This is a genomic window from Lutibacter agarilyticus, from assembly GCF_900188235.1.
Taxonomy (GTDB): Bacteria; Bacteroidota; Bacteroidia; order Flavobacteriales; family Flavobacteriaceae; genus Lutibacter; species Lutibacter agarilyticus.
This window is the reverse complement of record NZ_FZNT01000007.1, coordinates 87,147-110,758: the sequence shown is the minus strand read 5'-3', so window position 1 is coordinate 110,758 and position 23,612 is coordinate 87,147. Positions and strand designations below refer to the sequence as shown.

General features: G+C 29.0%; 15 protein-coding genes and 1 tRNA gene. 2 read left to right on the top strand and 14 right to left on the bottom strand.

What is annotated here, in order from left to right:
- Positions 1–39: 39 nt before the first annotated feature.
- The 8 genes from CHB67_RS12305 to CHB67_RS12265 all read right to left on the bottom strand — a co-directional run bounded on the left by CHB67_RS12305 (position 40) and on the right by CHB67_RS12265 (position 16,836).
- Complete coding sequence (locus CHB67_RS12305) at positions 40–4,035, bottom strand: caspase family protein (protein WP_089382089.1); 3,996 nt, start codon at positions 4,033–4,035, stop codon at positions 40–42.
- A gap of 83 nt (positions 4,036–4,118) precedes the next feature.
- Positions 4,119–8,279, bottom strand: a complete 4,161-nt coding sequence (locus tag CHB67_RS12300; RefSeq protein ID WP_089382088.1) for a caspase family protein — start codon at positions 8,277–8,279, stop codon at positions 4,119–4,121.
- 2 nt (positions 8,280–8,281) lie between these two features.
- Positions 8,282–12,463 carry a caspase family protein gene (locus tag CHB67_RS12295; protein WP_089382087.1) on the bottom strand — a complete coding sequence of 1,394 codons (4,182 nt, stop codon included), beginning with the start codon at positions 12,461–12,463 and terminating at the stop codon, positions 8,282–8,284.
- Between the two features lie 3 nt (positions 12,464–12,466).
- Positions 12,467–13,246 carry a hypothetical protein gene (locus CHB67_RS12290; RefSeq protein WP_089382086.1) on the bottom strand — a complete coding sequence of 260 codons (780 nt, stop codon included), beginning with the start codon at positions 13,244–13,246 and terminating at the stop codon, positions 12,467–12,469.
- Positions 13,222–14,391 (bottom strand): CHASE2 domain-containing protein, encoded by a 1,170-nt coding sequence (locus CHB67_RS12285; protein ID WP_089382085.1) that lies wholly within the window; start codon positions 14,389–14,391, stop codon positions 13,222–13,224. The genes CHB67_RS12290 and CHB67_RS12285 overlap by 25 nt, the downstream gene beginning before the upstream one ends.
- Positions 14,392–14,833: 442 nt before the next feature.
- Positions 14,834–15,208 (bottom strand): hypothetical protein, encoded by a 375-nt coding sequence (locus tag CHB67_RS12280; protein ID WP_089382084.1) that lies wholly within the window; start codon positions 15,206–15,208, stop codon positions 14,834–14,836.
- 43 nt (positions 15,209–15,251) lie between these two features.
- Positions 15,252–16,432 (bottom strand): IS3 family transposase gene (locus tag CHB67_RS12275; RefSeq protein ID WP_089382083.1). Its coding sequence is split into 2 segments (ribosomal slippage): positions 15,252–16,174 and positions 16,174–16,432, totalling 1,182 coding nucleotides; the frame shifts between segments, so codons are not numbered across the junction.
- Positions 16,433–16,763: 331 nt separating this feature from the next.
- Positions 16,764–16,836: transfer RNA gene (locus CHB67_RS12265), tRNA-Met, on the bottom strand.
- Positions 16,837–17,203: 367 nt separating this feature from the next.
- Here CHB67_RS12265 and era point away from each other — a divergent pair.
- Entirely contained in the window at positions 17,204–18,085 is an 882-nt protein-coding gene (gene era / locus CHB67_RS12260) for a GTPase Era (protein WP_089382081.1), read from the top strand.
- A 147-nt stretch (positions 18,086–18,232) separates the two neighbouring features.
- Here the strand turns inward: era and CHB67_RS12255 are convergent, their stop codons facing one another.
- Positions 18,233–18,751: an ABC transporter ATP-binding protein gene (locus tag CHB67_RS12255; protein WP_089382080.1), complete on the bottom strand. Its 519-nt coding sequence runs from the start codon at positions 18,749–18,751 to the stop codon at positions 18,233–18,235.
- Between the two features lie 117 nt (positions 18,752–18,868).
- On the opposite strand from CHB67_RS12255, the gene der reads away from it, so the two are divergent.
- A complete protein-coding gene (der, locus tag CHB67_RS12250) occupies positions 18,869–20,170 on the top strand; it encodes a ribosome biogenesis GTPase Der (protein WP_089382079.1) in 1,302 nt (433 codons plus the stop codon).
- Between the two features lie 84 nt (positions 20,171–20,254).
- Here der and CHB67_RS12245 read toward each other — a convergent pair whose 3' ends face one another.
- The 5 genes from CHB67_RS12245 to CHB67_RS12225 form a co-directional block, all read right to left on the bottom strand.
- On the bottom strand, positions 20,255–21,070 hold the full coding sequence (locus CHB67_RS12245; protein WP_089382078.1) for a TPM domain-containing protein: 816 nt from the start codon (positions 21,068–21,070) through the stop codon (positions 20,255–20,257).
- On the bottom strand, positions 21,071–21,508 hold the full coding sequence (locus tag CHB67_RS12240) for a TPM domain-containing protein (protein WP_089382077.1): 438 nt from the start codon (positions 21,506–21,508) through the stop codon (positions 21,071–21,073). It lies immediately after the preceding gene.
- An 8-nt stretch (positions 21,509–21,516) separates the two neighbouring features.
- Positions 21,517–22,110 carry a LemA family protein gene (locus tag CHB67_RS12235; RefSeq protein WP_089382076.1) on the bottom strand — a complete coding sequence of 198 codons (594 nt, stop codon included), beginning with the start codon at positions 22,108–22,110 and terminating at the stop codon, positions 21,517–21,519.
- Positions 22,111–22,191: 81 nt separating this feature from the next.
- Positions 22,192–22,524 carry a MerR family transcriptional regulator gene (locus tag CHB67_RS12230; RefSeq protein ID WP_089382075.1) on the bottom strand — a complete coding sequence of 111 codons (333 nt, stop codon included), beginning with the start codon at positions 22,522–22,524 and terminating at the stop codon, positions 22,192–22,194.
- Entirely contained in the window at positions 22,524–23,495 is a 972-nt protein-coding gene (locus tag CHB67_RS12225) for a M23 family metallopeptidase (RefSeq protein ID WP_089382074.1), read from the bottom strand. Before CHB67_RS12225 ends, CHB67_RS12230 begins: the two co-directional genes overlap by 1 nt.
- Positions 23,496–23,612 lie beyond the last annotated feature (117 nt).

Below are 23,612 nucleotides of genomic sequence, written 5' to 3'. Positions count from 1 at the left end.
TTGTTTGATACCAATATACCCAAATTATTATAATTTAGTTTACCAAACTCTATAATCAACTGAAATATTCTCTATCCTTGACGTTGGTTGTTGTTTTCCATTTGATAATTGTAAAACCTGCTCACCAACATAAGCTTGAAGCTCGCTCAACATAATTTCACCATCGTTGTTTAAGTCGGCCTTTTGAGTGCTTATACCATTTAACATACAATAGGTAAATAAACCATTTTGCCATTTTTCTCCTTCATAAGCAAACTCCATTCCGCCTGCTGAAGAAATAATAGTGGTTCCATTACCACGACGAAGGTCTGAAAATAATAGTTTGCTTAATGTTGAAATTTGGTCCAAACTTTTATTTTTGGTCTTGAGTAATTTACCCTTAGAACCTCTACTGTTTACTGGAGAATCCTTGATTTCAGCATTAACAACAACTTCATCAACATCTACTTCTCCACTATGACAGGCATCAACAAACATCATTTTTTTTAGAGGAGCAATATTATCTAATTGTGCTTCTAACAAGTCAAATGGAATACCTTTTGAAGCTGGTGCATTAAAATCAATATCGTAACTGGCCAAAAAGTAATTGTATTCTGCATCCAACAAGCCATGGCTAGCTACAAAAACCATAACAACATCATCTATATCAGCAGATTGCAAAAAGTTTGATAACGCTCCAACACTTTCTATAGTGACCTCAGTATTGGTTAATAGCTTGGTATGGATTTTACCGTACAGACCGCTTTTTGAGAATTGAGACACCACATCACTTGCGTCTTTTGCTGCATATTTTAAATTAAAATCTGAATTTTTATAATCACTTACACCTATTGAAATCAAGTATAAATCTGGTTTTTCCTTACCAGTGGTAGATTCTATAAAAACAGTTTCTTTTAAGCTTTCAACACCCGCATTGTTAAGTACACTTAGTTGTATTTTATTTTCTCCTTTAGTTAAGTTCAGAGTTATTTCTTTATTTATTTTTTTAACGTTCAAAGTTGAAATGTCTATTCCATTCATTCCATAAATAGGTGTGTCATTAATCCAAACATTTATTCGATTTAAGTCATTTTTACTATCCCACATACTTAATTTCAACTTAAGTATATTATTACTCGTAAATGCTGGTAAATCTTCTTTGTTTTTGATAATAATTTCAGGAATATTAAGATCATCTTCTAAAACAGAATAATCAACACCCATTTTTTTTAATCTCTTTTTATATTGATAGTTGTAAGCAATAACAGTTGTGCTGTCAGCTTTCCCTAATCGATTCAAAACAATGTCAGGTCTGTTATATTTAAGATCAAATTGTTCTGGTCTATAAACTTTATTATTATGTAAAAACCAAATATATTTAAAGATTCCTTTTGATGCCATATAATAGTTGTCATCAAAAAAAATAATAAATTCATTAGAATCTGTTACAATAATATTTGAACTCTTACTGTAATCTTTTTTATTTATTAATCGTATAGTATTTTCATCAGTTATTTTATTTTCAATAAATTTAGATTCATCATTCTCTATCCAACTATATATTTCATCAAACTCAGTTACTTCAAATAATATCTTTTCTGTATTGCCTTCTGTAAAAGTATCATTGAATAAATAATCACTGTTAATTTTTAAGAAATGTTCGTTTAATGTATTTATATAATAATAATTATCAAAATTTATTATTGGTTTTTTATAATTTAACAAAATCGTTGCAACTCCATTTTGCTGTCCAACTCCTGACCTAATTTCTCTACTTTCTAATGATTGTTCGGGTCTATCAAAATCTAACTTCAATAAAGAAAATAGTAATTCATTTTCATAAACCCCACTACTATTATCTTCATAATTTATTTTAATAGATTTTTCAAGCAGATTATAATGCTTTTTGAGTTTACCTTTATCAAAACCCCCTTCTTGCATATATTCAGGATAGTACCAATTATTTAATTTCCAGAAATTTTTAATTAAAAGGGTATTATTATTAAAATACATTACATCATAAAAAAATTTATGTTTTAATTTATCTGAATTTGAAAAATCTATATTGTCGGAATAATTTAAAAATAATGGCCAAAAATGATCAACTGAATTTAATCTTAAATATAATTTATTATCATTATTTTCTAGTGTAAAGAGTGATGATATATTGTCTTTTTGATGTTCTATTATTTCATGAGATAAAAGGTTTATATTTAGAACTTCAGCCCCATTTTTTAAAAACGAAATTGTTTTGTTGCTTACTTTTATATCATTTATATCTATTAACGAATTAATATCATTCAAGTTATAAACTTTAGTTTTGTCATCTCTCCTAAGTCTAGTCTCATTTTCAACAAGAGCATTTTTTTGGACTAAAATCTTTTTGCCATCAATTAAAAAGTAAAAAGCATTTGGTTTGAAATCCACATATTCAAATGTGCTTTTGAGATAAACATAACTACCAATATTTTCTTTATAAGCAATTACATAATTATCATTATTTGTTAAATACATTAAATCATAATTGTTGTTTTCAATTACTGGAATTTCCAAAGACGAATCAATATCGTAAATTCTATTCTCTGTGACTACAATATCATCAAAATCATAATAGGACCCCAAAGTAAGCCTTTTTGAAAATAATGCAATTTTATTATCTTTTGATATTTTTAAATCTCCAAACCATTTGTAATCATCCATCTCCATAGAATAAAGAATTTTCTCTGATTTCAAATCAAGCTTGATTAATTTACCTGATGCCCCATTATTACTATTTTGAGCAGTTAAAAATAATATATCACTAGAAGATATTACAATATTGTTAATATCACCAGAATCTTTAATTTCAATTGTCTTCCATTCTCCTGTAGAGTAATTGAAATAATTAATAGTATTATCAAGACCAAAAACGAAATAATTCTTGTTAGATTTGAACGTTTTTATTTGACTATCTCCATAAAAAGAATCAAATGCTTTTCCACAATTATAGATAAAATTATTAATTTTATTTTTATTAATTGGGCAAAAATATATTTCATTATCTACGCTAATAATTATTTTATTATCAATTTCAATATATTTTGTATTTTCTTTGCTTAAAACTGTTATTTTATTTATTCTCTTTTTTTTATTTAAATTGTACACGCTAATGTAATCTGTAACATCAGGACTTTCGACATTATTTTTTTCTGGAAATATAAAATTTTCATTATCTTCAGTAAAGCTTCCTTCTAAATTTTTAGGTTTACAATATAGACAAACACTATTATAATTTGGGATTATATGCTCCTCACCTTTTACCAAATCAAAAAATTTTATGGCATACCCTGAATTTAAACTTATAAAATTATGGTTATTTGAAATTTCAAACTTATAATCATCCTTTAGATATGGTTGTGAATAAAAATCTTCAGGTATTTCTTCTGTAATTATATGCTCCTGTTTACTTGAATTAACTAAAATCAGTTTTTTATCTTTTAATACAATATAAACTACCTCATTACCTATGTTTTTAATAAGAAATAAGTGAAAACTATCTATGTAATCAATTGAATTATTAATTGACAGTGTATTATCTATGTAGCTCCAACCATAAAAATCCCCACCATAACCTCCTAAAATCAATTCTTCGTTGTTATTAAATGCGAAGTTGGTAGGAGAAATATTTATACTTGTATCGTTTAAAAGCAACCTACCCAGTTCTTTTTTATTTTCATAATCAAAAATAAAAATATAACTGTCTGAAAATTTAATTCCACTAATTAAATAGATTGCAATCTTGCTAGAATCTGGACTAAAAAGTATTTCTTTTATAATTACATTTTCATCAAGAGAAAAATCATCTTTATTAATTTGATGTCTTAATACTCTATTTTTTACATCAAAAACACTTATATTTTCACGTGAATTGTCGTAAGTCACAAAATATTTATTGTTAGGAGATTTAACAAGTTGATCAATATTACTTAAGTTATTTAAATGTATTTCAGCAACTTGGGCATTTAATGTAAAAACATTTATAAAGATAAGGAGTAAAATAATATTCAATGTTTTCATACATAAAAAGTGTTAAAATAGTTTAATGTTTTTCGTATTGTTCCACACAATATAAAAAATAGACTTATAACGAATAAAATAAATTACCAAATTCTATAATCAACTGAAATATTCTCTATCCTTGACGTAGGTTGTTGTTTTCCATTTGATAATTGTAAAACCTGCTCACCAACATAAGCTTGAAGCTCGCTCAAAATAATTTCACCATCGTTGTTTAAATCGGCCTTTTGAGTGCTTATACCATTTAACATACAATAGGTAAATAAACCATTTTGCCATTTTTTTCCTTCATAAGCAAACTCCAGTCCACCTGCTGAAGAAATAATAGTGGTTCCATTACCACGACGAAGGTCTGAAAACAGCTCTTTAGATAAACTAGTAATATCATCTAAATTTTTACTCTTAGACATCAACGAATTCCCTTTTGAGCCCCTTACATTATTATCTAGAACTTCGGTGTCGTTTATAGTACTTAACTCTACTTCATCAACATCTACTTCTCCACTATGACAGGCATCAATAAACATCATTTTTTTTAGAGGAGCAATATTATCTAATTGTGTTTCTAATAAGTCAAACGGAATTCCACCTTTAGAGGGATTGTTAAAATTAATATCATGGCTTGCTAAAAAATAATTATAATTCTCATCTAAGACTCCATGACTTGCAACAAATACTATAACTGCATCATCTATATCCGCTTTATTTAAAAATTTAGAAATATTTGAAATTTCTGATTTTGTAACATTTTCATCAATAATTAATTTAGAATATACATTTTCATATTGCTTACTTTCTGAAAATTGATTTAGGATATCTTTTGCATCTTTTGATGCATATTTTAAATTATAATTTTCATCAAAATATTCACTCACTCCGATAGAAACAAGATATAAATCTGGCTCTACTTTTCCGGCAGTACATTCAACTTCAATTGTTTCTTTTAAACTTTCAAAACCATTTTCATTCAAAACACTTAGTTGTATTTTGTTACTATTTATTGCGAGTTCAACCTGAATTTCATCTATTAAACCAGCATCATTTTTACTCAGTACCTCATAGTTTACTGGAACATCGTTTATCCAAACATTTAATTTTACAATTTCAGATTTTTTTGAGATAGAATTTAATTTTAAAACAATTGATTTATCGTTTGTTATAGAAGGCAATTCAAATTTATTTGGAACATTAACAATGGGTAAATCCATATTATCTGTAAATTGCTCCTCATTAACACCGCTTTTCTTTAATCTTTTATGATACATATTATTGAGAGCTCCAATTATTTTACTCCCATAACCAAGTCTTTTTAATACAATATCTGGGCGGTTATACTTAAAATCGAATTGCTCTGGTTTATATATTATATCTCCTTTTTGAAAATACGAATATTTCAAAAGGTCCTTAGTTCCCATATAATAATTGTCTGCAAAAAATATTGAATAACTATTGTCTTTTGTAAAGAATACTTTTGCATTTAAAGTTGAATCTTTTAAACTTATCAAATCAAAAACGCCTCTTTGGTCAGAATTTTTAGATAAAAAAAATTCATTCCCTTTTTTAGATTTCCAGTCAAATAACTGAGTGTAAGGCGTGATTCTTGATTCAAGATGATCTTTTTCTTTTTTTAAGTTTAACCTTAATGTTCTATTAGAAGATTTGTCACTCACAAATATTTCGTCATCAACTGCAATAAATGGAACTTTTGCTAAATGCTCAAAAGCATCTTCTAATACAAAACTACTCTTTGTTTGATCTTTAAAATTAATAAACTCATAAGTTACTGATTCAAAAAGAACTTCCTCTTCCTTTTCCAAATACTTATAATTAACAGTTGTAAATACATTCTCAAATTCAGTTTCATTAGAATCAAAGGGTCTTGTTTCGGCATCATAATAATTAATATCAAAAGACATCTCGATACTTGGATAATTCCAATATTTTTCTGGAACCCAAGGAGCTAAGTATTCATAATCTTCTGGAGATTTTATTACACTTATCATTGAATTATAGGGTGCACTTAATACCACTTGAGTTTTATTGTTAATATAACCTAAATCATAGATTATATCTAACCCTTCAAACTTTGTTAGTTTATAACTCTCCTCATTTAAATTATCTGTATATGCAATATTATACCCTAACTCTAACTGCTCTATTTCATTATTCATATCATCCTCTATAGGCTGAGAGTCCTCTTCTATTCCAACTAAATAATAATCTTTGTGATTGGCATTAATCTTGGGAAAGTACGGATATTCATTTAAACTATCAGACACCTTACCGGTCTTAAGGTTAAGCTTTAAAAGCAAATTACCACGAGATTCAATTGCTACAATTTTCCCTTTTTGTTTAATGTTGATTAAATTTTCATCAATTTCATCAAATAGAGAGGCTGTTATTTCTCCTAAATTAACACTTTTAACTCCCTTAGCTGATTCTAACTCAAATTCATTTGTAGGCGTTTTTATAACTTGCTTAACTCCTTCTTTACAGTTCTCACAAAAATCCTCATATTCATAAACTTCTTCAGTATACTTTAAATGCAACGAATATTTCTTGTCTTTTTCGTAAAAAATAAGATTGTCTGGAAAAAACTCAATAAACTTAAAATCATCTTTATTGTAAACATAGCTACCTTGCCCCTTTATATAACCAACAATAAATTGATTATTGTTGGTCGCATAAATTGTATGGTAATATCTACTCTCAAATAATCCTTGTTGTGTTATATCCTTAAACGATTCTATATCTATCAGTACATCAACAAATCCCAATCCCTCCGAAGGTTTTAAATTTAAAAGAAGGTTTTCATTATCTTTGGTTATCTTAAGTTCACTGCATTCCTTATAGTCTGCAAGATCGAGAGATCGAGCTATATTTCCAGAATTTAAATCTACCTCCAGAAGTTTTACCACACTCCCTCCTTCAACATAATAAGTATATGCAAGTAAAATTTTGTCATCATACAATTCAAGAGCATTAATTCTTGCCCATTTTAAGTTGGCTTCATATTGTTTTAATTCATTAATTTCGATTAAATCTAATGTTTTATTACGACCTGTCGAGGCATTAAATATCGAAACTTTTAAACCATTAAATACCGAAATAAAATATTCATTATATATTTCAAACAAGTAATTCTCTGGCAATAATGCCCTACAAGATGTCTTGAATTCAATTTCAGCTTTTAATTTTGAAAAATCATATTTTTCAGAAATAGAGCCGCTAATAAATTTAAACATTTCATAATCTGTATTTTTTACGGATGCTACATCTGTAATTTCTAGAGACAGCATATTGTAATTTTTAATATTGCAAATCCCTGTATTCTCTTCTATTGAAGAGACAAAAATAAATTCTTCTCCATCTTTTGAGACTAAACCGTTTAGTCCGTATGTTTTTTCATCAGAATAATTATATAGAGGAATACTATCTGCAATGAAGTTATTATTTTTTAAATCTAAAACACTCAATGTTCTTAAACCTAAAAAGATAGCATGTTTTAAATTTGGAGTTAAGTTAATATCTGTAGCCCAAGTCTCCTTAGGGTCAAAAAATTTAGGGGTTGCAATTATTTTTTGGATCAAAGTATCATTTGGGGTAAATAAACTTAATTGATCATCATCAAGCAAAAGACTGTATTTTACTTTATCTATAGATATAGATCCTAATATTTCAAACCCATCCCAAGAACTAGCTTCTAAACTATTAACTAATGTTTTTTTAGTATTATTAATGTTTAATTTAAACCAATTAATCTCGCTACAATAGGAGTTGCAATCTTTTAGCAAAACTTCATTTTCAGCTATAAAACTTCCGTAAAAAACCCCTTCGAGTGGAATTTCTTTAATGAGCTTTTTCATACGTATTTCATAAACAAAATATGTAGCTTCCCATGCTTCCTTTTGTTCGGAATAATAAAAACAGATATAACCTAGGTAGTTTCCTTCTGGGCTGAAACTAATTGAAGAAAAATGAGGGTAATTATCACCCTTAACTTTTTGAGGGTTTGAATCAACCGAATATAAAACAACGTTATTATTTAAATCCCATAATGTTATTTTAGAATTATTACCTGATGTAGAACGATTCAATGCCATTAGTGCATTATCTGAACTTAATACACCAGAGCGGCCATCTTGTCCGTCGTTTCCAAAATTAGTTTTAAATTCTACTTTTTGGGCTAGAACAATGGTTTGACAAAAAGTTATAAAGAGCAGCTGTAATAAAATTCGCTTCATACTTACCACATTTTTAATTTAGAATTTTTATTAACTTCTCTTAAATCTGGAACCTGTTTACCTTTTGTAATAATCATTACTTCTTTCAACAGTTCTTCTATTGTTTCATTCGTAATATCAACTGATTTTTGAAGGCTAGCTTCATCATAGGTGTAGTTATTACCTTTAAGTTTCTCCTTCAATAAATTTACATAAGATGAAGTAAATGCTCCATTTCCTAATTCTCTGTGTTCATAAGCAACATCTTCTCCCGAAGAAGCCGAAATTATCGTAATTCCACTTGTAGATAAAAAATCTTCAAATAAGGTTGAAACAATATCTGATACTTTAAACTCTGATCTAGTACTCGTAGATTTTGATTTAGAACCTCTTTTACTTGGGTCTTTGCTATCATCAACTATTACAACTTCAGATTTAGTCATATCTAGCGTGTTTCCAGAATGGCAAGAATCCATTAGTAGTAATTTGTGATCTGATTGACATTCCTTCAAACTTTCTATAATAACATTTAAGGAAACTCCATTTTTACTCACATTATTAAAGTCCATATCATAAGGCGCAAAATAATAGTTAAGTTCTTTATCTAAAACACCATGACCTGCTAAGAACACAATGACTTGATCATTGGGTTTCACATTTTTAAAAAAACTTATAAGTTCCTCTTTGATTTTTTCTGAATTGGCATTTTCATTGGTTAAATACTTAACAAATGAGTTTTTAAAAGAGTAAGGTTTGTTTTGAGATAATAACCGGCTACTACTATCATAAGTTTCTTGACTTACCAATGGACGAGATTTTTTTATCCAAACAGGTTTATTGTTAAAAAAGCTAATTCCCCCAAAATCTAAGAGATCCTTGTCCTTAAAAATCGATGTATTTATCAATTCTCCTAAAACTGAATATGATGTGAGTTTATATTTAAAATCATCAGCATATTCATCTAAAATGGAAAAGAATTTACCATCCTCAGAACAATAAATTTTTGGTGAATAACCAATAGGCTCTTTTATTTTAACAAGTAAAGGAATAATGGTTTCAGCAGTTAAATCAACAAAGAACAACTCATTACTTTCTGCTGATGTTGAATAAAACAAAAAGTTACCATTCCTTGAAACTCCATTAAATTGACATGTGTAGAAATCTTCTGTTGAAGTAATTAGCAATCCATCACTGTCTAATTTATTGAATTTGTTAATATTGAATTTGATGGTATTATCAATAGTATTTGAATTAACGTTACCTATGCTTAAAGTAGCTTCGTTATTAAGGTAATTAAAATAAGCCCAACGGTTTTGACTTAAAGGAATTAAACTTTCAGGAGGTGTGATTGAGTAATCTATTTTAAATGGTAACGTGATTTTTGTAAATAATTTAGATTTAAAATCATAACTAAAATTTTCGCCATTACTAGCCCTCATATAGAATCCTGTATTGTCTGGATTAATGAAAATTATTTTATCGAAATCGTGCTCAAATTCCGATATTTTAAATTCATTAGGTAAAGTTATAGCCTCAGTAGTTTGTAAATTAAAATCCCAAATAAAGTATTTACCATAATCATGTTCTAACCATAAAGTTCTATCAGCGTTTATAGCATATAATCCTCCTATGTTTTTATATTGCTCTAAATATTTTTTTAAACTTTTTTGATTGTCTCCAGTTTCATCAGCTAAACTATAATTTGTACCATAAAACTTTGTATTGTAATTATCTAATGTCTTCTGATCGAGAATACCATAAATTTTAGCGATATCTAAAGCGTCTTTATCTGCAAAAGTGAGATTAAAATCAGATTGTATATAATCTGAAACACCTACCGCAAGGACATACATATTTGGGTCATCCAATATAATATTTTGAGGCTTCTCATTATTTTGAATAGCTGATTTTTGATAAATTGATTCATTGTTCTTAGATCGTATTTTAAGTGCTTCTTTTAGCGTTGTGAGATATTCATTATTTGGTTGTCCAAATTGTGAAAGTATTTCTTCTGGATTATAGAATTGATCATTAATTGTATTAAAATTTACTCTTTTATTATTGTTAAAGGCAATTAAATAATCGTCAGGATTGGTATTACTAAAATAATTACCCTTTTCATCTAAAAACACTTGGCTTTTTTCATCTGGATGAAGCATTGTGACATTCGCTTTTAAAGAGTTTGTGTCATAAATGGAAATTTTACCATTGTTAAAGCTTATCATTAGTTTTGAAGCATCATCATTTAATGAAATGCTCTCAGGAAATTCTGAAGGAAAAAATTGAAGTTGATCATTATTTAACAATACACCAAAGTCTTCAACTATTAATCCAATTTTTTCATTTGAAAATGTGATATCCGTAAAAAACAAACAATCTAAGGTATTACTATTAAAAGACTTATTTTCAGCATCGAAACTAATGGTTAAAGATTCTTTATTGCACTTATCAATATCAATAGCGTTAAAACTAATGCTTATTCCAAACTCATTTTCATCTAATTTAAAAACTTTATAACTTCCATCTGTAAGCTGCTTTTCGAAGATAATTTTTAAACCATCAGTAGTTCTAATTTCTGCTTTATTATTTGCATTAATTGTTAGTAAATAAGTGCCACTGTTAGACAGTTTTCCAAATTTAAATTTGCCATTAAGTAACTTGATGTCTTTGTTTTGAACTAATGCAAATTCTTGTGGTTCAGTGTAACCTCTATTATAATAAACAGCTTTACTTAACAAAAGATAATTTAATTTATTATTATAATCAAGTATGCTTTTGTACTTAGGGTGCTCATCTGCGATTTTAGAAATTTGGTCTTTAATAAAGTCATATTTGTAAAAAGCATATGTATTTTCATTTCCAATTTTGTAACCATAAAAAGGGTGAACACCATTACTTTTATCAAACATAAATGTTGAGGTCGTAAATTCTTTAGTTTTATGCTTCACTTCCAAGTAGTTACTAAAATCTAGTTTCCCAAATCTATTATTAAAGGTGCCTGTTTCAAAATATTTAATTCTATATTTATATGAAGCCAATACTTCGTCAGAGTTAAGTTCATTTCCAACAACCATCCAATTACCATTTGGTAAAAAAGTTCCTGAATAAAACTTTGCAGCTCCTTTAGGGTAAGTATTTTTGTGAATTTTGTTTTTATTGTCAAATACATTAAATCGTAATGTACTGGTACAATTAACATTATTACTGTAAGTAACAAATGGTTCAAAAAAAACAAATTCATTCTTAGATTTCAAATAAACACTTCTTGTAACACCTTCTTTATAATTTGGCATGAAAGAATAAAACTTATCATTTTTTTTCTCAATCACAAAAGGATTATTAGGTAAAGAGCCTTTTCTAGTAAATACAATTTTGTAATTCCCCTCTGATTGATAGCTTGAAACATTCACAAACCTATCAAAATAAAAATCTGTAAGAAACAGTGGGTTATTAAAGTTTTTATTTTTTGATATGTTATATACAGCAATCGTATTGTTTTTTTGATGAACTAATAATGCATACAAATTATTTGTTATTCTATCAAAGAACAAATGAGCTAAATAATTATTTTCAGGTATTGACAATGCTATTTCTTCTTCAGCTGTTTTAGTATTAACTACCTTTAGTTCAACCTGTCTACTTATTTCTTCACCTACAAAAGCAACCGAGAATAAATCATTGGAAACTGCAGCTACTTTTACATTGTACGTTGAGTAGGCCGATGTAATTTTGTTCAATCTGTTGTCGAATATTTCGAGTACATGTAAATATTCATTTTTTGATTCACCAATAATCACATTGTCTTGCCTATCAATAAAATTTCCAGAAATTTGATTTTTATAAATTACTTTCTGATCAAAAACTCTAACACCTATTAAAGAATCTTTTGAGGCATCTCCATAATCAAACTTTTGATTAAATATTAAAATAGAATCATTTACTACTAAACGCATATTTTGGACTGGAATCCCAGTAGCTTTGCGTAAAGTTTTTACAAAACCATAATCTAAAGTATTGTACATTAAAATTTTGCCTGATACATCACTTGAAATAAAAAAAGATTCATCTTTTGTAAGAATAACATCTGTTATTTCAGATGAATGAAAATCTTTTAACTTAATTGATACCGAATCTGAAGATTGAGAAAAAGTAAAACATGCTGTAAATGCTAATATTATCGTAAATATTTTTTTTGAAACATTCATAGCTTAATTACAAAGATTATACGTTTGACAAAGAATTGATTCAATTTCTTTGTCTGATATTCCTAAAGATATTAAATCATTAATAAAAGCATTATACTGTTGTAAATTTTCTATATAAGCCTCTCTATCTATGAGTTCAAATCCAAAAAATGGAATATTGTTTACATTTGGAAATGCTTGTGTTGTTACGCTCCACTCAAATTTGTTACTTTCATTAAATATCAAGTTATCAGCGTATAACGAAAGTTCTGACCCATTAGTTTCAAACTTAACACTTTCACCAGTTGTTAAATTTTTAACGAATACATAATAGTAGGGTTCGTCAATTTCTAAATCCCATTTTAAAGTAATTTTAGAACTTGCTAATTTGGTTTTATTCTTTGGAAATTGCATTAAAACTTCACCTCTAAAAACCCCTGCAATCATAGTTTGACCTGCACTTTTATTTAGCAATTCAAGCCATATATATTTTAAATAATTTGCGGTTAAGCCTGAGTTTTGTTTTTTTTGGTAAAAATTAAGCAATTCATTAAAACTGTAACTGCCTTCTTCATTTATAAAATAAACATTTCCTTTATTATCAATAGCTGTGATTTGAGATTTTTGAAGTACTTGTAAACTCTCTTTACTTTTAATAAGACCTCCTTTTGAGAGTGTTTTTTGACTATTTGAAAAGGTTTTTAACACCGTTCCGTATACTTCAAAAACACACAAACTATCTTGCGCCAAAGCTGAATTAAAAAAACATAGGACTATAATTAATCCAACAAGTGACTTTCCCATTTAAACCTTTTTTTTAAATAGACTAATAAATGAATATAAAACACGACCATTTCTAAACCTAACAATGTCAAAACTAAAACTGGAGTTATATAAATATGCCAATTAAATTTTAAAAGTAAAAGTGCTAAATACAATAGTACAATAGACAAGACCAGCTGAACTATTTTAATTAAGAAATCATACAAAAACGGGCTCTTTTCAAATAACTTAAGACCAAATAAAACAGAAAAAAAGCAACAAATAATTGCGAAAAAATAACTTAAGCCTTTTGGCATTTTTTTTATAAAATTTTCATCTGTTAGCATTTTTATAATATTTGCATGGATAATAATGCCATACATATCAGGAATAGATTTCCCTGCAACAATAGGATTTAATGGCGTGAAATGCTTGTCCTCAATATCATAATTATTACCTGTAGGGGTCCCTAAATAACCAAACAAAACTATTGAATTATTTATTGCTGGAATCGACTCCTTATCGTTAATTTCCTCAATATCAAAAGTTAAGAAAGAACCTTCGTTTCCACTGTAATTAATTGGAATTCTATCTTCTAATCTTTTCAATACTTTTTCCTTAGATATATTTCCAGAAATCATGGCTAACTGTGAGGAAAAAGAATACAAAGTATCTGATTCTATTGTAGCGCCAACAAAATCCCTAATTATAGCATCCTGATTTTTTAAGTTAACATTAATATAACCCTCATTTTCATGATTATTATTAAAATAATCATGATTTTTTACAATAGCGTTATTATCTAAAAAGTAAGAAGTAACAATATTAGGATGATTTAAAGCGGATTTTAATATTGAATCCACATATGGATATCTTTGCTCTTTAAATATAATATCCACCCCTATTGCTTTCGGGTTTTGCCTAACTACATTATCAATTGCCTGAGCTATAGTTAACCTATCATGATGCTTTACATTTACAATAATTATATCACGATGAACCTTTGAATCAAAAAAGGTTTTAGAATAATAAACATCGGTAAAACTAAAATCTTTAAAAGCTTTTGTAAAAGGATTTAAAATAGAGACATTTATTAGCAAAGAATAAAAAATTCCAGCTATAGTTATTGTAAAAATTGTACAATACAATGCATCTAGCCATATTTTGCTATATCTTTTTTTAAGCATTATGTAATTTTTATCTTTAATAGTTCAATTTTTATGTCATAAATATAACAATATAATTGTTTAAAATTTAAAAACCCACATATTTCCTAAATTACATCTTTTAAAAATAAAACTAATTTGGCAAATAAAAAACCTCAATATTAAAATAGGTCATGACAAGTTCTATCATTTATTAATAACTTATAAGCTACTCATTCCTAATGTACTTTCCTGAAATAGATTGACTAAAAATTTGACAACTTAATATTCAAAAGCATGAAAGAATCAATTATTTCATGCTTTTGAATATCACAACACAATCACCAATTACAATTACTACATATTTATTTTTGATACCAAAAAATCCATTAAAATAGAGGTTTTAATTATATATTTTTACTGTTGCAACTAGAACAAATATTTGTGATAATTTTTTATCACATTTTTATCACGTGTTTTATCACTATTTATTTTTAGCAAGACCTATATAATCAATAGTAGGATTTAAAAGGTAATCTTCTAATACTTGATAATCAAAATTTTTATTAGTAAATGAATGCTTACAAAAACTAAATGACCGATAAGAACTATCATCATTTCTCACTTTCATCAAATCAAAAAGAACTTTATCAAACTCTTCCCTCAGTTTTAGAGGTAAATTATCATCAATTCTTTTAATTGTTTCAATATACCTGTTTAATACCTGATTTGAAGTTTTACATTCACTTTTACTTCTTTTGGCAAATACCCAAGCTACTAATTGTAAGAATTCCGTTGAATTTTTAAAAGTTTTACCTTTTAAATGAGCTACCTCTTTTTCATACAGGCTTCCATCCACAAACTGGACTTGCAACAAAAAACTGTACAATTAATTGCGAGATTTAAGCAGCTACATTTTGATTATACATTTCTATTTCAAATTCATTAATAGTTTTACACCCTAAAGTTGAGTGTATCCTTCTTTTATTATACCAAGTTTCAATCCAAGAAAAGATAGATAATTCAGCTTGTGATCTATAATTATACTTGTGTTTATAAACCCATTCCGTTTTTAAGCTTTTAAAGAAGGATTCTGCAACAGCATTATCCCAACAATTCCCCTTTCTACTCATAGATTGTATCACTAAACCTTCATGTTTTTTTATGATATCTGTAAAGCGACAACTAGCATACTGAACGCCTCTATCAGAATGAAAAACGAGTTCTTCAGTAATTACATTAGATTTAATAGCCATATTCCATGCAGGTACTATAGTATCCTTTGTCGTTAAATTATCACTCATAGACCACCCAACTATTTTTCTATTAAACAAATCTATAATTACCGTTAAATACATCCAGCCTTGCTTCGTTTCGATATAAGTGATATCTGAGACCCATACTTGATTTTTTCTAGAGATTTCAAAATTTTGATTTAAAATATTAGCAGCTACAGGGTATTTATGATTGCTATCTGTAGCAGCTTTAAATTTTCGCTTTCTTCTAGCAAATAATCCATTAGCCCTCATAATTCTGGCTACTCTTGGCTTTGAAATAAAATGTCCCAACTTTTCTAATGCTACTTTTATTCTTGGAGCACCATAACTTTCAAAGCTATCGTTAAAAATAGTAGTAATGGATGCTGAGAGTATTTGATTATATGACCATAGTTTTGATACCTTAGCCTTTAACCAGTTATAATATCCACTAGTACTAACTTTTAGAACTTTACACATCTTCTCAACTGAAAACTTAAATTTATGGTGTTTTATAAACCTAAATTTTTCTTGTCGCTCTTGGAGAAGATGCTCACTGCCTTTTTTAATATCTCATTTTCTTCTGAAACGTCTTTCAACTGATGCTTTAATAGTGCTATTTCTTTTTGTTCATCTGTTAATTTTGGCTTACCACGACCTAAAAAACTGTTCTTTCCATAATCTTTTGACTCGCTTCTCCAACGATGTATTACAGAATAAGGAATATCTAACTCTTCACATATTTGCTTAACACTACCACGTGCATAGCTTAATTCCACTGCCTTTTGTTTAAATGATGTACTGTAATTTCTGTGTTGTCTTTTCATAATTCAAAGTTAATTGATGTAACTCTAAATCTCGCAACTTTATGTCCGGTCTAATATAGTAAGTCCTCTTATTAGCATCTCCATAAAATGGAGTTATACGTTTTAATCTTCCTGTTTTAGGATTTCGGAAAGAAAAGTAAACGTACCAACGTTTCTTTAAATCACCATTGGCTGTATAAATTTTTGGGGTAGAAAAATTCTTCTTCATTGATAAATCGTATGCAAAATCGTATGCACTCTTGCTTTCAAAGGTAAGGATTTCATTAAAATTAGACATAAAAAAAACGGTTTAGAAAGCTAAACCGTTGTTTTTGCAGGACTTGATCCTTAGTAGCGGGGACTGGACTCGAACCAGCGACCTTCGGGTTATGAGCCCGACGAGCTACCTACTGCTCTACCCCGCGATTTGGATTGCAAATATACAACTAAATCACAATAAAACAAGCATCTTTATTTTAATAATTAAATTTTTTCTTTCAAAAAAAAGACAAGCGCATGCAACACTTAAAGTAACCTTATGAACTACAAACACATACGTCATTATTAAGAACAACCTGTTTTTAAAATAATTCTGAAATAAAGTTAAAAAGCAGTCTCCAAACACTATAGAACTACCATATTTTTCTTGAAATTATTTAGTCAAAAGCTATTAGATCACCTAAAAATGTAAAACCAAACGCAAACAAATTCTTTTTAACCACTAACTTTTCTATAAAACCTATGGACATCAAATTGAATTCAAGTAACTTTGCAACTCAAATATTTTAATTTATGGCACACAAAGCAGGTTTTGTAAATATTATTGGAAATCCGAATGTTGGTAAATCAACTTTAATGAATGCATTGGTTGGTGAGCGTTTATCAATTATTACTTCAAAAGCCCAAACTACGCGTCATCGTATTTTAGGAATTGTAAATGGTGATGAATTTCAAATTATTTTTTCTGATACTCCAGGAATTATAAAACCAGCCTACGAGTTACAAGCATCTATGATGGATTTTGTAAAATCAGCTTTTGACGATGCCGATGTGTTAATTTATATGGTTGAAATTGGCGAAAAGGAATTAAAAGATGAAAACTTTTTTAATAAAATTAAAAATTCTAAAATTCCAGTTTTACTATTAATCAATAAAATTGATACTTCTTCACAAGATCAAGTTGAAGAAAAATTATTGTATTGGAAAGAAAAAGTGCCAAATGCTGAAGTTACATTGGTTTCTGCTCTTGAAGGTTTTAACGTGCAAGGTGTTTTTGATCGAATTTTAGAATTACTTCCTGAATCTCCTCCATTTTACCCAAAAGATCAATTAACCGATAAACCTGAACGATTTTTCATCAACGAAGCCATTCGTGAAAAAATATTATTACATTATAAAAAAGAAATTCCTTATTCAGTTGAAATAGAAACTGAAGAGTTTTTTGAAAGTGAAAAAATCATAAAAATCCGTTCAGTAATTATGGTTGAACGCGAAACGCAAAAAGGAATTATTATTGGCCATAAAGGTGCGGCTTTAAAACGTGTTGGTGTTGAAGCTAGGAAAGATCTTCAGAAGTTTTTCGACAAAAAAATTCATTTAGAATTGTACGTTAAAGTAAATAAAAACTGGAGAAGCGACAAACGACAATTGCGCAGGTTTGGTTATAATGATTAAGTTTTTGGTTGAAAGGGGGAAAAGTTTGACACTATCCCGTAAAGGTTGAAAAGTGTAATTTGGTTGTTGACTATTCCGTTTTACACTAACCTTCATTTATACTTTTTCGTTTGTGACTTCTCACTGCTGAGTTTACATAGCCACTTCTCACTTCTCACTTAACTTACGCTCTAATGTTTTCATCATAAACTTATAAAGTTCATCCATTTGTTTATGACCTGTTTTTTTTCCTATTCGCCCTAAAAAATACATGATAAACCATATCGCTGGCAATGCTAAAACCATGGTTAAAGCAAAAGAATAATCGGTGTGTATAGACCATTGCACGTATGCCATTACCGAAAAGCCAATAAATGCAACCGCCACTGCAAAATGAAAAAACATAAATAAAGTCCAAACTTGTGGCTTTGGGCCAAACAAACCTTTTACTATAGTTTCTTTATCGTTGATTTTTTCAATTTCAATATTTAATTGTGGCGACCAAAAATGATTTTCTTCCGCAGGTACATCTATAATAATATGTTCATCAACAATTTTACTGCAATACTTACAATTTCCTTCGTTTAAATTGGCTTTAAATTTTGAAATAATCTCTTGCTGACTCTCACTAAAATCCATTTTAAATCGCGGTCGTAAATGTATATCACTGTTTTTTTCGGCTTCCATTTAGTTAGTTTTGGTTTGTAATATACTATTTTTTAACAAATTATATATTTAGAAATTTACAAGTCACCTATTTCAAATTAAAATATTGTACTTTTGCGAAAAATTAAAAAAATACCAATGAGTAATATTGTAGCCATTGTAGGAAGACCAAATGTAGGGAAGTCAACATTATTTAATCGTTTAGTTCAACGAAGAGATGCAATTGTTGATTCCGTTAGTGGAGTTACGCGTGATAGACATTACGGTAAAAGTGATTGGAATGGTAAAGAATTCTCTGTTATTGACACAGGTGGTTACGCCGTTGGTTCTGATGATATTTTTGAAGAAGAGATAAGAAAACAAGTTGACTTAGCAATTGATGAAGCTGATGTTATTGTTTTTGTTGTTGATGTTGAAGAAGGTATTACGCCAATGGATACTGAAGTTGCAAACCTTTTGCGTAAAGTTAAAAAACCAATTTTTATGGTGGTTAACAAAGTAGATAACTCTATGCGTGAAGATGATGCTTTAGAATTTTACAATTTAGGCTTGGGTGAATTTTTCACCATATCATCAATAAATGGTAGTGGAACAGGAGATTTATTAGACGCTGTAGTAAAGGATTTAGAAGATGATATAGTTGTTCAAGATGAATTACCTCGATTTGCAGTAGTTGGTCGTCCTAATGCCGGAAAATCATCGTTCATCAATGCATTAATTGGTGTAGAACGAAATATTGTAACCAATATTGCTGGTACTACAAGAGACTCTATTGATACAAAATACAACAGGTTTGGATTTGAATTTAACCTAGTTGATACTGCTGGAATTAGAAAAAAATCAAAAGTAAAAGAAGATTTAGAATTTTATTCTGTAATGCGTGCAGTACGTTCTATTGAGCACTGTGATGTTGCTATTATAGTGGTAGATGCTACGCGTGGTTTTGAAGGACAAGATGAAAATATTTTTTGGCTAGCTGAAAAGAATAAAAAAGGGGTTGTTATTTTGGTAAACAAATGGGATTTGGTTGAAAAAGAAACCAATACCATGCGTGATTTTGAAGCACAAGTACGTAATGAAATTGCGCCTTTTACTGATGTACCTATTATTTTTACAAGCGTTTTAACAAAACAACGTATTTTTAAAGCTATTGAAACGGCTGTTGAAGTATATGAAAATAGAAAAAAACGTATTCCTACAAGTAAGTTAAATGAAACAATGTTGGACATTGTAAAAACGTATACACCACCTGCTTACAAAGGTAAGTTTGTGAAAATTAAATATTGTATGCAGTTGCCAACTCCAACACCTCAATTTGTTTTTTTCTGTAATTTACCACAGTATATTAGAGAGCCATACAAACGTTTTGTTGAAAACAAGTTGCGTGAATTATACGACTTTAAAGGAGTTCCAATTGTAATTTATTTTAGACAGAAATAAACATTTACACACCTATATAAAAAAGAAACCCATACTTTGTAAAGTATGGGTTTCTTTTTTATAATTTAATTGAAAAATTCTTATTTACCAGCCTCCGCTAGCTCCACCTCCGCCGAAGCCTCCGCCTCCGAAACCACCACCGAAGCCTCCACCTCCAAAACTTCCGCCTGAGCTTCCGCTTCCAAAGCTACCGCCTCCAAATCCACCTCTACCAGCTCTACTTAATAATATGGCAGTTAAAATATCAGTTGCATTACCTCCTCTATTCCCTCCATTACGTCCTCCTTTATCTTTCTTAGAAAAAACGATCATTAATATTATGAAAATAATAAAAATGATAACTCCAAAAGGCAAACCTTCTTTTCCATTTTTATTTTGAGGTTGCTTATTTTTATAAGAACCATTTAAAACTTCAAAAATAGCGTAGGTTCCGTAATCTAAACCGGCATAATAATCCCCTTTTTTAAATTCAGGAATTATTACCTGTTGAATAATTCGTTTTGATAAAGCATCGGTTAGTAAATGTTCAATTCCATAACCAGTTTGTATGGCAATTTTACGATCATCTCTAGACAACAAAACAACAATTCCATTATCCTCTTTTTCTTGACCTACACCCCATTTGTGGCCCCAATTTGCAGCCAAAATATTGATGTTTTCTCCTTTTAAACTTTCAATAGTAATTAATACAATTTGTGTTGAAGTTGAATCGGAATACTTTATTAATTTATTTTCTAAAGTTGCTTTCTGGTTTTCTGATAATACTTTTGCGTAATCGTAAACGCTGGTTTGAAAATCTGGCTTTTTCGGAATATCAAACTGTCCAAATGCCAAATGAACAAACAAAACCGCTATTAAAACTGATACGTATTTTTTGTATAATGTATGAATTTTTATCATTTATCCTTTTGAAATTTCATCAGACAATTCGTTTGTATCATCTGACATATATGGAAAATATTCTTTTAGTTTTTTTCCTACTTCTAAAATAGCCAATTCTAAGCCTTTAGAAAATTCTCCTTTTTTAAAATAAGAAAGTACCAATTCTTTTTCTTCGTCCCAAAAATCACCCGGAACCAACTTATTAATACCTTCATCACCTAAAATGGCAAACTTCTTACTTTCTACAGCAATGTAAAATAACACGCCGTTTCGCAACTGCGTTGCATCCATTTTCAACGTATGAAAAACTTCTAAAGCTCTTTCAAACGTTGGCAATTCTGTTTCTTTTTCAATATGAACCCTTATTTCACCCGAGGTATTTTTCTCGGCTGCCTTTATGGCCTGTATTAAAACTTGCTCTTGAGTGGCTGTTAAAAAATCTTCTACTTTCGACATTCTTAGATCTAAAATTCTACTTTTGGTGCTACTTTACTCCCTTCTGCAGCTTCAAAACGAGTCATTTCTTCAAAATTTCCAAAGAAATTATTCAACATATTGTTTGGGAACGTTTTAATATGCTTGTTAAATAAATTCACCTCTCCGTTGTACCTGTTTCTTTCCACATTTATGCGGTTTTCTGTTCCTTCTAACTGACTTTGTAATTCTAAGAAATTTTGATTCGCCTTCAACTCAGGATATTTTTCAACAGTCACTAACAATCGTGATAATGCACCTGATAATCCTTCTTGTGCTTTTTGAAAAGCAGCCATATTTTCAGGAGTAATATTTGTAGGATCAATCGTTGTTTGTGTTGCTGCTGCTCTAGCTTTAATAACTCCTTCTAAGGTTTCTTTTTCATGTGCTGCATAACCTTTAACTGTTGAAACCAAGTTTGGTATTAAATCTGCACGTCTTTGGTATGCACTTTCAACATTAGACCAGGCCGTTTTGGCATTTTCTTCTAAATTAACTGATGCATTGTAAAATCCTTTTGCCGAACTGTAAACAGCAAAAACTATAACTCCAATAACTATTAAAGGTATTAACCACTTTTTCATTTGTAACGTTTTAAGATTAATTATTATTTATTTGATTAGTTGTTTAAATGCGTATGTTGTTACACTTGTAATTAAACTATTTTATGATAATTGATTTTTTATTTTTATAAGTTCGGCCTTGATACTTTCCAATCGTGTTATAATTTCATGATTACCTTTAACCGTTTTGGGGCTTTCTTTCATTTTAGTTTTTGCGCCTTCTAAAGTAAATCCTTTTTCTTTAACTAAATGATAAATTAGCTTTAAATTTTGAAGATCCTCATGTGTAAATAAACGATTGCCTTTGTTATTTTTTTTCGGTTTCAGAATATCAAATTCTTTTTCCCAAAAGCGTATATGAGAGGTGTTCAACCCAAAAGCTTTAGCTACTTCGCCTATTTTGTAATATCTTTTTTCTGGTAAGTCTATATACATTAATCAAGAGATTGTCCTTCAATTTGAGCCGCTTTTTGCATAGCTTCAAATTCTTCAGGAGATAAATTTCCGTAATAAAAATTAATTGGGTTCAATTTTACTCCATTTTTATGAACCTCGTAATGTAAATGAGGAGCTTGAGATCTTCCAGTGTTTCCAACAAAGCCAATTAAATCGCCTCGCTTCACTTTTTGATACTTTCTTACATTGTATTTACTCATATGCGCATATAAGGTAACATAACCAAATCCGTGATCAATTCTAACATGCTTTCCATAACCTGCTGAACCTTGATCAACACGTATTACTTTACCATCACCAGAAGCATATATAGGCGTTCCTCTTGGTGCTGTAAAATCCATTCCATAATGTTTTTTTCGTGCTTTGGTAAAAGGGTCCGATCTCCATCCAAAACCAGAAGCCATACGAGTTAAATCTTGATTTTTCACTGGTTGAATTGCTGGCATTGCTGCCAATAATTCTTCTTTATTTTCGGCTAGTTTCACTATTTCATCCAATGATTTTGACTGCACGTACAACTGCTTTGATAAAATATCCATATTTCGTGTAACATCAATAATCATTTCTGAATTATCAAAACCTTCCAATGCTTTGTATCTATTTACACCTCCAAAACCTGCCATACGTTGTTCCTCAGGTATAGGATTTACTTCAAAATACAAACGATAAATATTGTTATCTCTTTCTTGAATTTCTTTTAAAATAGTTTCTAATTGCTCAATTTTTTTATTGTGTAATTGCTCATTCAATTTCACAAACTCTAGCTCACGCTTTAATTCTTTTTCCTTAGGTGATTCAAAAATTGGAGTAAACACAACAAAACCTAGTAGCATAAAAATAAATGCTGCAAATACCGTAAATAATATTCTTTTAAATTTAGTACTCTTTTTACGATGTATCTTTTGATATGAAAGTGTTTCAGAATCGTAATAATATTTTACCTTCGCCATCTATTAAAATTATGTTATTTTTGTAAGTTGAAACGTGCAATTATTTAATAAAATTGCGGTTTAAAAATAACAAAATTACAAAATGTTTTACAAAGGTGGTTAAACACCTATTCTTTT

Excerpts from the sequence above, each read along its gene's own strand:
- CHB67_RS12305 (WP_089382089.1), bottom strand. The coding sequence starts at position 4,035 with ATGAAAACATTGAATATTATTTTACTCCTTATCTTTATAAATGTTTTT.
- CHB67_RS12300 (WP_089382088.1), bottom strand. The coding sequence starts at position 8,279 with ATGAAGCGAATTTTATTACAGCTGCTCTTTATAACTTTTTGTCAAACC.
- CHB67_RS12295 (WP_089382087.1), bottom strand. The coding sequence starts at position 12,463 with ATGAATGTTTCAAAAAAAATATTTACGATAATATTAGCATTTACAGCA.
- CHB67_RS12290 (WP_089382086.1), bottom strand. The coding sequence starts at position 13,246 with ATGGGAAAGTCACTTGTTGGATTAATTATAGTCCTATGTTTTTTTAAT.
- CHB67_RS12285 (WP_089382085.1), bottom strand. The coding sequence starts at position 14,391 with ATGCTTAAAAAAAGATATAGCAAAATATGGCTAGATGCATTGTATTGT.
- era (WP_089382081.1), top strand. The coding sequence starts at position 17,204 with ATGGCACACAAAGCAGGTTTTGTAAATATTATTGGAAATCCGAATGTT.
- CHB67_RS12255 (WP_089382080.1), bottom strand. The coding sequence starts at position 18,751 with ATGGAAGCCGAAAAAAACAGTGATATACATTTACGACCGCGATTTAAA.
- der (WP_089382079.1), top strand. The coding sequence starts at position 18,869 with ATGAGTAATATTGTAGCCATTGTAGGAAGACCAAATGTAGGGAAGTCA.
- CHB67_RS12245 (WP_089382078.1), bottom strand. The coding sequence starts at position 21,070 with ATGATAAAAATTCATACATTATACAAAAAATACGTATCAGTTTTAATA.
- CHB67_RS12240 (WP_089382077.1), bottom strand. The coding sequence starts at position 21,508 with ATGTCGAAAGTAGAAGATTTTTTAACAGCCACTCAAGAGCAAGTTTTA.
- CHB67_RS12235 (WP_089382076.1), bottom strand. The coding sequence starts at position 22,110 with ATGAAAAAGTGGTTAATACCTTTAATAGTTATTGGAGTTATAGTTTTT.
- CHB67_RS12230 (WP_089382075.1), bottom strand. The coding sequence starts at position 22,524 with ATGTATATAGACTTACCAGAAAAAAGATATTACAAAATAGGCGAAGTA.
- CHB67_RS12225 (WP_089382074.1), bottom strand. The coding sequence starts at position 23,495 with ATGGCGAAGGTAAAATATTATTACGATTCTGAAACACTTTCATATCAA.